This is a genomic window from Nocardia nova (assembly GCF_002933465.1).
Classification (GTDB): domain Bacteria; phylum Actinomycetota; class Actinomycetes; order Mycobacteriales; family Mycobacteriaceae; genus Nocardia; species Nocardia nova_B.
Genome location: NZ_PSZE01000004.1, coordinates 212988 through 224911 on the forward strand (window position 1 = coordinate 212988; position 11924 = coordinate 224911).

The 11924-nt window shown below is 67.5% G+C and carries 11 protein-coding genes; 3 read left to right on the forward strand and 8 right to left on the reverse strand.

Features of this window, described 5'->3' with window-relative positions:
- The first annotated feature begins 260 nt into the window (after positions 1-260).
- On the forward strand, positions 261-1634 hold the full coding sequence (locus C5E41_RS07105) for a bifunctional lysylphosphatidylglycerol flippase/synthetase MprF (RefSeq protein WP_104375024.1): 1374 nt from the start codon (positions 261-263) through the stop codon (positions 1632-1634).
- Between the two features lie 7 nt (positions 1635-1641).
- Here C5E41_RS07105 and C5E41_RS07110 read toward each other — a convergent pair whose 3' ends face one another.
- Positions 1642-2169 carry a hypothetical protein gene (locus C5E41_RS07110; RefSeq protein WP_104375025.1) on the reverse strand — a complete coding sequence of 176 codons (528 nt, stop codon included), beginning with the start codon at positions 2167-2169 and terminating at the stop codon, positions 1642-1644.
- Between the two features lie 249 nt (positions 2170-2418).
- Here C5E41_RS07110 and C5E41_RS07115 point away from each other — a divergent pair, with 249 nt between their 5' ends.
- Positions 2419-3873, forward strand: a complete 1455-nt coding sequence (locus tag C5E41_RS07115) for a metallopeptidase (RefSeq protein WP_104375157.1) — start codon at positions 2419-2421, stop codon at positions 3871-3873.
- An 89-nt stretch (positions 3874-3962) separates the two neighbouring features.
- Here the strand turns inward: C5E41_RS07115 and C5E41_RS07120 are convergent, their stop codons facing one another.
- The 6 genes from C5E41_RS07120 to C5E41_RS07145 all read right to left on the reverse strand — a co-directional run bounded on the left by C5E41_RS07120 (position 3963) and on the right by C5E41_RS07145 (position 9842).
- The gene (locus C5E41_RS07120; protein ID WP_104375026.1) at positions 3963-4430 is read right to left on the reverse strand and encodes a 6,7-dimethyl-8-ribityllumazine synthase; all 468 of its coding nucleotides are present in this window, start codon (positions 4428-4430) and stop codon (positions 3963-3965) included.
- 9 nt (positions 4431-4439) lie between these two features.
- A complete protein-coding gene (locus C5E41_RS07125; protein WP_104375158.1) occupies positions 4440-5276 on the reverse strand; it encodes an alpha/beta hydrolase in 837 nt (278 codons plus the stop codon).
- A 92-nt stretch (positions 5277-5368) separates the two neighbouring features.
- A complete protein-coding gene (locus tag C5E41_RS07130) occupies positions 5369-5776 on the reverse strand; it encodes a DUF3224 domain-containing protein (RefSeq protein WP_030515341.1) in 408 nt (135 codons plus the stop codon).
- 37 nt (positions 5777-5813) lie between these two features.
- Positions 5814-7172 carry a M20/M25/M40 family metallo-hydrolase gene (locus tag C5E41_RS07135; protein ID WP_104375027.1) on the reverse strand — a complete coding sequence of 453 codons (1359 nt, stop codon included), beginning with the start codon at positions 7170-7172 and terminating at the stop codon, positions 5814-5816.
- A complete protein-coding gene (locus C5E41_RS07140; RefSeq protein WP_104375028.1) occupies positions 7172-8851 on the reverse strand; it encodes a CocE/NonD family hydrolase in 1680 nt (559 codons plus the stop codon). The genes C5E41_RS07135 and C5E41_RS07140 overlap by 1 nt, the downstream gene beginning before the upstream one ends.
- Before the next feature lie 79 nt (positions 8852-8930).
- Positions 8931-9842, reverse strand: a complete 912-nt coding sequence (locus C5E41_RS07145) for an oxygenase MpaB family protein (protein ID WP_104375029.1) — start codon at positions 9840-9842, stop codon at positions 8931-8933.
- Positions 9843-10040: 198 nt separating this feature from the next.
- Between C5E41_RS07145 and C5E41_RS33695 the strand changes: the two genes are divergently transcribed.
- Positions 10041-10208: a hypothetical protein gene (locus tag C5E41_RS33695; protein ID WP_181063148.1), complete on the forward strand. Its 168-nt coding sequence runs from the start codon at positions 10041-10043 to the stop codon at positions 10206-10208.
- A 73-nt stretch (positions 10209-10281) separates the two neighbouring features.
- Here the strand turns inward: C5E41_RS33695 and glnA are convergent, their stop codons facing one another.
- Positions 10282-11718 carry a type I glutamate--ammonia ligase gene (gene glnA / locus C5E41_RS07150; protein WP_104375030.1) on the reverse strand — a complete coding sequence of 479 codons (1437 nt, stop codon included), beginning with the start codon at positions 11716-11718 and terminating at the stop codon, positions 10282-10284.
- Positions 11719-11924: the final 206 nt, after the last annotated feature.

Genomic DNA, 11924 nt, shown 5'->3' on the forward strand with positions numbered 1-11924 from the left:
GGCGATGAATTCTCGCGATACGCCGAGCCCGTGCGGGCCGAAAACGTGTTGCGGGGAACAGACCGGACGCGATATCGGTTGGTTCACAGTGTGCTGTGCCGTCGTGACCGTGGGGCCCGGCCGAGCCGGAACCAGCGTTCCGCATACTGTATCGGTACGCGACCATTCGGGAGGACCGCCATGGTGAGGATGTTCGTGGACGTGCGCAACGCCCACCGGCTCGACGACACACGCGATGCGCTGTGTGATCGGAGACCGTGATGGCTGAACTCAATTCGGCCGTCACCGGTTATCGCACCTATCGGCACGCCGCCCTCAATCCGACCCGCGCCGTGCGGGTTCCGTTGATCGTGGTGCTGTTGCTGGTCGGTGTGGTGCTGCTGTACGCCGCCGACCGCGCCTCCCGCGAAGGTGTCAATCGCGGCTGGTTCGTGGCGGTTTCGCTGTCGGGCCTGTTCGTGGCGCGCGGACTGCATCTGCGGCGGCCGATCACACTGCCGCACTTCACGGTCGCGGTGATCGTGCTCGGGGTGTCCAATATCGCCTACCGCAGCGATCACGGCACCGTCGGCTTCGTGTGCCTCGCCTCCACGGGCCTGATCCTGATGCTGCCGCAGAGTTCGCGCCCGCAACCGGATCAGCGGGACCGCATCGCCGCGCTGGTCGACCGGACGGTCGAGGATCCGCTGGCCCCGTTCGCCCTGCATTCGGCCAAATCCTATTTCTTCAGCGCGGATTCGAACGCCGCGATCGGCTACCGCGCGCGCTTCGGCATCGCGGTCGTCGCGGGCGACCCGGTCGGCAGTTGCGCCGAATTCGGCCGGCTCATCGCCGAGTTCTCCGGATTCGCCGCCGCCCACGGCTGGCGGATCGCGGTGCTGGGCGCCAGCCCCGCGGTCACCGAACTGTGGCGCACCCGCGCCGCCGATCATCATGGCCTGCGCGCCATTCCGATCGGTCGCGACGTGGTGATCGAGGTCGACTCGTTCGACATGGTCGGCCGCAAATTCCGCAACCTGCGCCAGGCGGTGAGCCGCACTCGCAACTTCGGCGTCAAGACCGAGGTGATTCCCGAACGCGAACTCGACCGTGAGATGCGCGAGACGCTGCTGGGCATCGTCGACGAATGGGGGACCGGCCACCAGACCCGCGGCTTCTCGATGATCCTGGATCACCTGCTCGACGGCCGGAATCCGGGCATGCTCGTGGTGATCGCCCGCGACGGTGAGGGCCGGGTCGCCGGATTCCAGCGCTACGGATCGTCCAATCACGGCAGCGAACTCAGCCTCGATGTGCCGTGGCGGCGCAAGGATGCCCCGAACGGCTTGGACGAGCGGATGATCGTCGACCTCGTCGACTACGGCCGCGACCACGATGTGCACCGCATCTCGCTGGCGTTCGCGGCGTTCCCCGAATTGTTCGCCGACAAGCAACGATCGCGCTCCAAGCAGGCTGTCTACGTGCTGGCCCGCACGCTGGATCCGCTGATCCGGCTGGAGTCGCTGTATCGGTTCCTGCGCAAGTTCAACTCCTTCGGCAATCAGCGTTTCGTCCTCGTCCGCTGGCGTGAGATCGTCTTCACCGTGCTCGCGCTGCTGACGCTGGAATTCGTTCCGCACCGAAAACAGGGCTGACCGGCGATCACGCCATATTGCCCTCGTAGCACAGGCCGGTTCCGCGCCACGTCGGCTGCGGGGCAACGGTTCCGCGATCGAGGCGCCATGCGCTGACGGGTTCGGCGGCCTTCCAGAACAAGCGGCCGTCGTGGCCGCGCACCACCTGGTAGACGTCGTCGGTGCCCTCGACCAGCTGATTGCCGACGCAGTAGTCGTTGTATGCGGTGCCGGGCTGGCGCGCGCCCAGGCTGAAGTGCGCGGCCGGGTCGCCGGCCGCGCCCGGGTTGGCGACGGTGTCGGGCCGGTCCGACACGGCGCCGGCCGACCACACGGGAGTGCCGCGGCCGTCGGCGCCGCAGGTGTAGCCGCGACCGCCCGCGATGACGGTGGCTCCGGCGGGGTGGGCGGTTCCGGCCCACAGGCAGCCGGTGGCGGGTTGGGTGGCCGCTCGCCTGGATTCGGCTTCGGCGGGCGCCGCGGTGAAGCCGAGGCCCGCGGCGGTGAGCGCCGCCAGGGCGGGAAGGGTGAGGGATGCGCGGGGGTGTCGGGGCATGGTGTCGGCCTCTCTGCTCGCCGTTGAGCATCTACTATCTACGTAGGTAAATAGTAGATGAACGTCCGGTGTGCGCGCCATGTTGTGGCCGTCACTCTGCGGCATCCGTGCCGATATCGAGACATGCGTTGCGCATTCGCGCGGGCGTCCGATTACGATGTGAGCGCTCGGGAGACGGGGGGACCGCTGTGCGGAATCCGGATCGTCGTCGGTCCGGGCGTCGACAGTGGTATTCGGGGAGGACACGAGATGAGACACGACAGGCGGCTGCGGCTGGCTGCGACGGCCGGGTTGCTGGTGCTCGGTGCGGTACTGGCCGGATGCGGCACCGATGCGAAAACGACTGTGGCACACGATGTTGCCGCGGCGAACGAGAATCCGTGGGCCGTCAGCGGCGCCGCGCCCAATGCCTCCGGCCCGAGCGGTCCGCGACCGGGCGTGCCCGACGCGCCGTTGCACGCCGACAACGGTGACGGCGGCGAGATGGACCGGCTGGCCCTCAACACGCTGTGGGATCTGCAGGATTACTGGGGCGCCGAATACGGCAAGAACTTTCCGGGCACCTTCAAGCCGGTCGATCACTTCATCTCCTGGGATGCCAACGCGCCCAAGGAACAATCGGTCACCTTCTGCCGCTCCAGCACCTATCACGTGGTGAACGCGGCCTACTGCAAGATCGACAAGACCGTCGGCTGGGATCGCGGCAAACTGCTGCCGCTGATCTCGAACAAGTACGGGAAGATGGCCGTGGTCATGGTGCTCGCGCACGAGTACGGTCACTCGCTGCAGGACCAGGCCCGGCTCAACGGTTTCTTCACGCCCGGAATCGTGCTCGAACAGCAGGCCGACTGCTTCGCGGGGGTGTTCCTGCGGCATGTGGCCGAGGGCGGTTCGGCGCATTTCACCCTGAACACGACCGACGGGCTCAACGGTGTCCTGGGTGCGACGGTCGCCGTGCGCGACCGCGACCCCGACAATCCGAAAAATGTGCACGGGTCGGCGTTCGAGCGCGTGACGGCGGTGCAGATCGGCTGGTCCGACGGTGCGGCCGGGTGTAAGGGCATCACCAAGAAGGAGATTCAGCAGCGCCGCGGCGGCCTGCCGACGACCTTCGAACCGGGCGACGAGGAGAATCAGATGGGCGTCGACGTCGACGGGCTCAATGCCGTCGCCGCCGCCCTCGGCCGGATCTATCCACTGCCGCAGCCACCGGCGCTCGACTATTCCGGAATCGTCAAGAACTGCCCGAAAGATAGTGCGGTGGAGCCGGTTTCGTACTGCCCAGCGAGCAATACCGTGGGTACAGATGTGCCGGAACTGGCCAAGCGTGCCGGTCAGCAACGGGGCGACGAGGAACCGCTGTCCGCGGTGGTCGACGGCAACTACAACGCCTACGTCGTATTCATCTCCCGTTACGTGCTCGCGGTGGAACGGGATCGGCACCTGTCGCTGCAAGGACCGGAATCCGCCGGGCTGCGCACCGCCTGCCTGTCCGGCGCCGTCACCACCAAGCTCAGCGATCCGGCCAGCGATCCCCGGCTCACCGCGGGCGACCTGGACGCCGCGGTGTCGGGTCTGCTGTCCGACGGCCTGGCTGCGAGCGATGCCGACGGCAAGGTGGTGCCCAGCGGGTATCAGCGGCTCGATGCGTTCCGCGCCGGGGTGCTCGACGGTGAGGCGGCCTGCCTGAACAATTACAAATGAGGAGCAGGGGCGACCGGATTGCCGGTCGCCCCTGCCGTGCTTTGCTGTCGTGCTCTGCCGTCGGCCGGTCCGCGGGCGGTGGGCCGGTCTCAGACCGCGCTGGTGGGGAGGGTGCGCAGGGAGCTGAGTGTGGTCGCGACCGCGCGGGCGGCCTCGGCGCCCTTGGTGTGGAAGTGCTTGGTGAAGTAGTCCACGTGTTCGCTGTGCTCGTGGAAGTGATGCGGGGTCAGCACCACGGAGAACACCGGGACGTCGGTCTCGAGCTGCACGCGCATGAGCCCGTCGACCACGGCCGAAGCGACGAAATCGTGCCGGTAGATGCCACCGTCGACGACCAGCGCGGCGGCCACCACCGCCGTGTACCGGCCGGTGCGGGCGAGCCGCTGCGCGTGCAGCGGGATCTCGAACGCGCCGGGCACGTCGAACACCTCGACGGCATCCGCCGAATACCCCAGATCGCCGTACTCGGCCAGGAAACCCGCGTAGGCCTGGGTGACGATGGACTGGTGCCAGTTGGCCCGGATGAAGGCGATACGTCCCTGGTCGGTATTGCTCATTCTCGGATGTTACTGCGCGCCGGTGTGCTCCTCCAACCAGTGCACCAGGTCGCCGAGTACCTGCTCGCGCTCGGGTTCGTTGAAAACCTCATGGTAGAGGCCCGGATAACGCAGCACCGTGAGATCGGTCGCGGTGGCGCCTGCCTCGATCCGATCGGCGCCCACCGGGGCGGCGAGGGCATCCTCGCCGCCGTGCAGCACCAGCGTCGGCACCCGCAGCGCGTCCAGGTGAGCGAGGACGAATTCGGCGCCGCGCAGAATTTCGGTCGCCGTGCGGGCCGGCAGTTTGCCGCGATAGACCAGCGGATCCTGATCGTAGGCGCGCACCACCTCCGGATCGCGGCTGATCTGCGCCGAATCCAGTTGCAGCACACCCAGGTTCGGCGCCCAGCGGCTCAGCGCGGGGGCGAGTAGCCGCTGCACGGGATTGCCGGCCTCGATGACCACCGGCGGCGCCGACACCGCGATGCCCGCGACCTCCAGCGGCGCCCGCGTCGCCAGATACAGCGTGATCAGGCTGCCCATGCTGTGCCCGAGGACGAACCGGGGCAGGCCCGGATGTTTCGCACTCGCGATATCGAGCATGGTGTTCACATTGTCGGCGGCCGCGTCGATCGATTCGATATTCGACTGCCCGCCGCCGGAGCGCCCGTGCCCGATGTGGTCGAAGGCGTAGACCGCGAAACCGCTGTCCGCCAGCCGTTTACCCACATGGTCGTAGCGTCCGGAGTGTTCGGCGACGCCGTGTACCAGCACCACGACCGCGCGCGCCTGTTCGGGCAGCCAGGCCCGCCAGAACACGTGCCCGCCGCGAGCGTCGAATTCGCCGGTATCGCCTGTCGTCATCGCTGCCTCCGTCTGTGCCGTCGCTGCGCCGCCATTGTCGCGCACGGCGGGCCGGAGCGCCGCACATCGGCCCGCCGCGCCGGGGTCGATGTTCAGCCCAGGTCGTAGTCGAACCAGATCCGGTGGGTGCCGTCGGCGTCGACCGCCAGACCACCGGTTCCGGTGATCTCGCTCAGCTCCCCGGTGCCGCTGCTGGGCACGATCGTGAAGAATTCGGCGCTGCGGTCCTCGCCCGCGGTGGTCGCGGAATGGGCGAAGTTGAACGTGCCGGCCAATCCGTTGAGCGAGCCTTCGAACGACTCCATCGCCACATAGGTGCCCCGGCCCGACAGTTGGTCGAACGCGGCGGTGAACAACGTGGCCGAACGTCCGACCGCCTCACCCTCGAAATGCTTTTCCAGCCGGGCGATTCCGACCGGCGTCGCGGTCGGGATGTCCGGATCGGGAAGGACGTCCGTGGCGACGAAGGATTTGACGGTGAACGTTGCTGTAGCTCGCACTCGTTGAGGGTAGCGGCGAACACCGACATTCCCGGCATCAGCCGCCGGTGCCCGTGTAGTGCGCGAGGACGCGGCGGTTGAATTCGATCAGCCGCGCGTAATTGGCCCGGGAGAGCCGTTCGTCGGTGCCGTGAATGCGCTCCAGATCCGCCGCGTCGACCACGATCGGCGCGAAGTTGCAGCGGGTGGCGGCCAGCCCGTCATAGTGGCGGGAATCGGTGGCGCCGGGCACGATGCCGGTGGTCACCACGGCTTCGGGAACCAGGGCGCGGGTGATGTCGGCGAGCACGTCGAAGGCCGGACCAGGCCCGGTGATCCGCGAGGGTTCGGAGGCCGTTCCGACCACCTCGAGCGCGACGCGCGGGTCGGCGACCACGCGGCGGCAGTGGTCGAGCACGGCGGACACCGAATCGCCGGGCAGGATACGGAAATTCACCAGCGCCTCGGCGCGTTGCGGCAGCACGTTCGCCTTGACCCCGCCGCGGATCACGGTGGGTGCGGTCGTGGTGCGGACCAGGGCCTCGGTCTGCGGCCGCGCCGCCATCATCCGGGTGATCACCCCAGCCGCGAGCGGGGCCAGCCGCAGCGCGGAACGTCGCGGTTCGGCCATGGCGGGGCGCATCCGGGCCAGCATGTCGGCGATCACCGGCGTCATGCGCAGCGGCATCGGATGGTCCTGGATGCGCGCGACCGCCCGCGCGATCCGGCCCACGGCGGTTTCGCGGCCGGGCATCGAGGAATGCCCGCCGGTGTCGGTGGTGCGCAGTTGCACCGTGGCCCAGCCTTTTTCACCGAGCATGATGGAGGCCACGGGTGCGGTGGCCCCGTCGGCGACGCCCTGGGTGATCACCCCGCCTTCATCGAGCAGCAGGTCGGCGCGCACCTCGAGCTCGCGCAGCCGGGCGGCCATCCGGGTGGCGCCGGCGCGGCCGAAAATCTCCTCGTCGTGGCCGAAGGCGAAATAGATGGTCCGGCGCGGACGGCGGCCCTCGGCCAGCAGCGATTCGGCGGCCTCCAGAATGGCCAGCACCCGGCTCTTGTCGTCGATCGCGCCCCGGCCCCAGATGAATTCGTCGTCGACCACACCCGCGAACGGGGGATGGGTCCAGCGGGCCTCGTCGTCGACCGGAACCACATCCTGGTGGGCGAGCAGAACGGCCGCCGTACCGGGTTCGGTGCCGGGCCAGCGATACAACCGGCTGTGACCGAATCGTTCCAGGTCCAGATGGGTGTGCACCAGGGGGAATTCGTTGTCGAGAAGGCTTGCGAGCCGGTCGAATTCGACCACGTCGGCATCGGCGTCGTCGCGGGAGACGGTGGCGCAGCGCAAGGCGGCCGCGAGCCGCTGGGCGGTCGCGTCGTCGACGGTGGTCGCGGTCGTACCGGTCGCTGTCATCAATCTCCTCGTCGTTGCGGGAAGTCCACCGTCACACCGGCATCGCGCAGCACCTCGGGCGCGATCGTGGTCACCCGGCGGGCGCGCCATTTGCCCAGCGCCTCACTGCTGCCGCCGGTCAGATCGAAATTGCGGGTCTCGGTGAGCAACGGCAGCTCGACGGTGCCGGAACGCACGCTCACCCGGGCATTCGCCGGGGTGTGCGACCACACGGTGTCGACCACATCGGTGATCCGCACGCCGATCCGATGCCCGGCCGGTACGGTCCAGTCCTGGGCCAGCAGGCGGATGGCCGCGGTGTCGGCGACCTGCGCGATGCCGCGGGTGATCACGGTGCTGAAGCCGTCGGGCGCCACATCGTAGAGTTCCGCGGCGATTGTGGCGTTCGGCGGACCGCTCAACGTCAGTGTGGCCGTGGCGATTCCGGACAGATGCTGATCGGCGGGCAGCGGCTGCGACAGTGACCAGTACTCGCGGTCCGGTCCGGGGAGCAGGCCGCGATCGGTGTACTCGCCGGGGCGGATCGGCATCGCCACCCGCGCGGAATCGGCGGGCGGCCAGACCTTTTCGCCGCGCCAGCGGTCGTCGAAGCTGCCGACGGTCACCCGGGGGCCCGGCACCGTGACATCGTGCTGGGCGACATACTTGTCGAAGAAGGCCAGCAACTCACTGTCGAATTGCGGTGTGCCGCAGCCTTCATGGCAGTTCTGGTGTCCCCACTGGCCGAACCAGCCCTTGTCCTCGGGCAGATCGTGGTTCTTCCAGACATCGAAGACCCGGTAGGCGCGAGTGTTGTAGTCGAGGAAGCCCTGGCCGAGGAACAGCGGAACCTTGCTGCCGCGCACGCGATCGGTCAGATCGCGGTCGCGCCAGAAGCGGGTACCGCCGTCGTGGTCGGTGGTGCCCGTCAGATAGGACTGCGCGCATTCGATCGGTAGCCGCGCGGCGTTGGCCCTGTATTCCGGTGAGTCGGAGGGGTGCGCGGGGGTGGAGGAGATCAGCAGATGTTCGAATCCGGCCATATCGCCGGGGCGAATACCGTCCTCGGTCACCGGTTTTCCGGAGAACTTCCACGAAATGCCCTGCATGTACAGGTAGCTGTAGGGGTCGACTACGGGTTCGAACGACGCCACCGCCGCCAGCCCTTTCGGGTTGGTGGCCAGACCCATGATGCCGGTCCATGCCTCGTAGGAGGTACCGGTCAGGCCGACTCGTCCGATCGACCACGGTTGTGCCGCAGCCCATTCGACCGCGGTACGCACATCGCTCTGCTCGCCGGGGCCACCGAAGTCGGGGCAGCCACTGGACCCCCCGAAACCTCGCAGATCCACGATCACATAGGTGTAGCCGGCGTCGAGGAACAGTTCCGAATACAGATCGCGCAGCGACGGCCCGCCCTGCGGATGGACTTCGGCTGTGAACGCCAGATGGTTGCGGTAGGGGCTCACCGTCATGACCACGGGGGTGCGCACGTCGTCGGCCATGCCGGCGGGCCGGAGGATGTCCGCGTGCAACCGCACACCGTCGGGGGTGGTCAGGAACTCCTGGCGCCACTGATACGCCGGGGCCGGGGCGGCGGTCGCGGTGACCGGCGCGGCCGCCGCGATCACGAGGACCAGCCCGCACAGCACACGCGTGAGCACGCGCCGGGCGCGGGGCGATGAATTCTCGAGCACCATAGGACTATCGAGTCTGCACCGCCGCCCGTCCAGCCCTCAGAACCGGGGTCGGGAAACGGCCGACGACCCGGCGCATCGACTACATCGGGCGCAGATCGAGCACCTTGCGCAGCCGGGCGCGGTCGCGCTCGAGTTTGCGCGCCTCGTAGGCGATGGGGAAGTAGCGGATCCGTTCCGGCAGCAGCGGCACGAGCCGCGCCAGCAGCCAGCCCAGGATGCGCAGGTTGCGCTCGTCCTGCGCGGTCCAGGTCAGCCCGAGTTTGCGGCGCGCCGGTTCGGGCGTGGTGCCTACCGTGCAGAAGTACTGCATGCGGCCCAGCGGTGCGGCGGCCAGCTTCCACAGCGGCACCAGCGGTGTGGGCAGCGACTTCGGCGGGGCCACGTGGCGGATCGTCTTCAGGTAGTCGCGGGCGGTGTCGGTGGCGACCAGATGGTTCTCGACGGTGTCGGCGAAGAAGACCTCGAAATCGGCGTAGGTCGGCGGAATCTCCTTGGGCGCCACCGAGAACATGCGCAGCAGCTGCAACACCTCCTGGTAGTACTGCTCCTTCTCCGCATACGTGAGCGGCGTGCGGCTGAAGTATCTCGACGCCTCGTTGAAGGCATACGTGCCGGTGTGCAGCACCCAGGCCCACGGACCGGAGGCGAGTGCGGAGTGGCGTTTGCCCTGCGCGTCGACGGTGTTGAGGGAGGCGTGCATATGCCGCAGGCGGTCGGCCTCGGCGACGGCCTCGTGACCGCCGTAGGTCCAGGTCATCACCGCCGCGAGACTGCGCATCGCGCGGCCCATCGGGTCGGTGCGGAAGGTCGAGTGCTCGTCGACGACCGCGGAGATCGTCGGTTCCATGGTCTGCAGCAGGAATGCCGATCCGGCGGTGAGGGAGAAGGTGATCAGTCCTACCTCGTCCCACATGCGGGTTCCGGGCTCGATCGGCTTGCGGGGGCCGAGTTCGTGTTCGCTGCGCTCGGCGCGGGCGACGGAGCCGGTCATCCGTGATCTCCTTAGACCACTAGACATGATGAGAAGAGTATATGCGAATCATCTCATTCCCTTTCGATCGTGGCAACCGCGCTCTCGACAGGCGGCTCGCCGCTCGCCCCAGAAGTGAACACAACCTGAAATCTCAGTGAACTGATGGAAGAATGGAATCCTCGCCACATCGAAAGTTCAGGGAGGAGGGATCCAGCCATGATCCATACTCACGCCGCCCCCTCGTTACTGGGGACCTTGCGCACCTACGCCCGCCGCGCGCTGGCCCGCCATACCCTGACCGCCGAGGAGCGCCGCAATCTCGCTGCCGCCCAAGCTCATCCGGCCGTCTACAGCGCATCCCTGGGCAGCCACCCGCATCTATAACGGGTCTCGAAACACAACGAAGCCCCAGCCGGATTCGGCTGGGGCTTCGTGAGAATGACTGTGCCGTAACGACTTACACGTCGTAGTACAGCTCGAACTCGTAGGGGTGCGGACGCAGGTTCACCGGCGCGATCTCGTTGTCACGCTTGAGCTGGATCCAGGTCTCGATGAGGTCGTCGGTGAAGACGTTGCCCTCGGTGAGGTATTCGTGGTCCTGCTCGAGGCGGTCGATCACCGAGGCCAGCGAGGTGGGGGCCTGCGGGATGTTCTTGGCCTCCTCCGGCGGGAGCTCGTAGAGGTCCTTGTCGACCGGGGCCTGCGGCTCGATCTTCTTCTTGATGCCGTCCAGGCCGGCCATCAGCATGGCGGCGAAGGCCAGGTACGGGTTACCCGAGGAGTCGGGCGCGCGGAACTCGATGCGCTTGGCCTTCGGGTTGTTGCCGGTAACCGGGATGCGGACCGCGGCGGAGCGGTTGCGCTGCGAGTACACCAGGTTGATCGGGGCCTCGTAGCCCGGCACCAGACGGTGGTAGGAGTTCACGGTCGGGTTGGTGAACGCCAGCAGCGACGGCGCGTGGTGCAGGATGCCGCCGATGTAGTGGCGGGCCAGGTCGGACAGGCCACCGTAGCCGGCCTCGTCGTGGAACAGCGGCTTGCCGTCCTTCCACAGCGACTGGTGCACGTGCATGCCCGAGCCGTTGTCACCGAACAGCGGCTTCGGCATGAAGGTGACCGACTTGCCTTCCTGCCACGCGGTGTTCTTCACGATGTACTTGAACAGCTGCAGGTCGTCGGCGGCCGACAGTAGGGTGTCGAAGCGGTAGTTGATCTCGGCCTGACCGGCGGTGCCGACCTCGTGGTGGCCGCGCTCGAGCTCGAAGCCCGCGTTCTGCAGGTTGGTCGAGATCTTGTCGCGCAGGTCGACGTAGTGGTCGTAGGGGGCCACGGGGAAGTAGCCACCCTTGTTGCGGACCTTGTAGCCCAGGTTGCGAGTGCCGTCCGGGTTGAACTCCTCGCCGGTGTTCCACGAGCCGGAGACGGACTCGATCTCGTAGAACGCGCCGTTCATGCCGGAGTCGTAGCGGACGCCGTCGAAGATGTAGAACTCGGCCTCAGGACCGAAGAACGCGGTGTCGGCGATACCGGTCGAACGCAGGTACTCCTCCGCCTTGCGCGCGATGTTGCGCGGGTCACGGGAGTAGGCCTCGCGGGTGAACGGGTCGTGCACGAAGAAGTTCAGGTTCAGCGTCTTCGCGGCACGGAACGGGTCGATCCTGGCGGTGGAGTAATCGGGCAGCAGCAGCATGTCCGACTCGTCGATCGACTGGAAACCGCGCACCGAGGAGCCGTCGAACGCCAGGCCCTCTTCGGCCAGGTCGGCGGTGAACGACTTCGCCGGGATGGAGAAGTGCTGCTGAACGCCAGGAAGGTCCGAGAAGCGTACGTCGACGTATTCGACGTCCTCCTCCTTGATGTACTTGATGACCTCGTCGGCCGTGCTGAACGCCACTTAGTACTCCTTACGGATCGGTTCCCAGCCTGTGCCGATTGCTGGGTTTCAGCGCTGAACGGTATGGATGCGGTGTTTCCCCGCAATCAAGGCTGTGTTTCGCCAGTGTTACACGTGCTGCTGGACGGGTCGGCGGCCTCCCCGGGCAACACCGCGCGGTGGGTCGTTCACGATGCGGTGCCGGACCAGCACCGTTATCCTGCCAC

Coding starts and splice junctions, on each gene's coding strand:
- C5E41_RS33695 (WP_181063148.1), top strand. CDS start 10,041: ATGATCCATACTCACGCCGCCCCCTCGTTACTGGGGACCTTGCGCACC.
- C5E41_RS07140 (WP_104375028.1), bottom strand. CDS start 8,851: ATGGTGCTCGAGAATTCATCGCCCCGCGCCCGGCGCGTGCTCACGCGT.
- C5E41_RS07125 (WP_104375158.1), bottom strand. CDS start 5,276: ATGACGACAGGCGATACCGGCGAATTCGACGCTCGCGGCGGGCACGTG.
- C5E41_RS07135 (WP_104375027.1), bottom strand. CDS start 7,172: ATGACAGCGACCGGTACGACCGCGACCACCGTCGACGACGCGACCGCC.
- C5E41_RS07110 (WP_104375025.1), bottom strand. CDS start 2,169: ATGCCCCGACACCCCCGCGCATCCCTCACCCTTCCCGCCCTGGCGGCG.
- C5E41_RS07120 (WP_104375026.1), bottom strand. CDS start 4,430: ATGAGCAATACCGACCAGGGACGTATCGCCTTCATCCGGGCCAACTGG.
- C5E41_RS07145 (WP_104375029.1), bottom strand. CDS start 9,842: ATGACCGGCTCCGTCGCCCGCGCCGAGCGCAGCGAACACGAACTCGGC.
- C5E41_RS07115 (WP_104375157.1), top strand. CDS start 2,419: ATGAGACACGACAGGCGGCTGCGGCTGGCTGCGACGGCCGGGTTGCTG.
- C5E41_RS07105 (WP_104375024.1), top strand. CDS start 261: ATGGCTGAACTCAATTCGGCCGTCACCGGTTATCGCACCTATCGGCAC.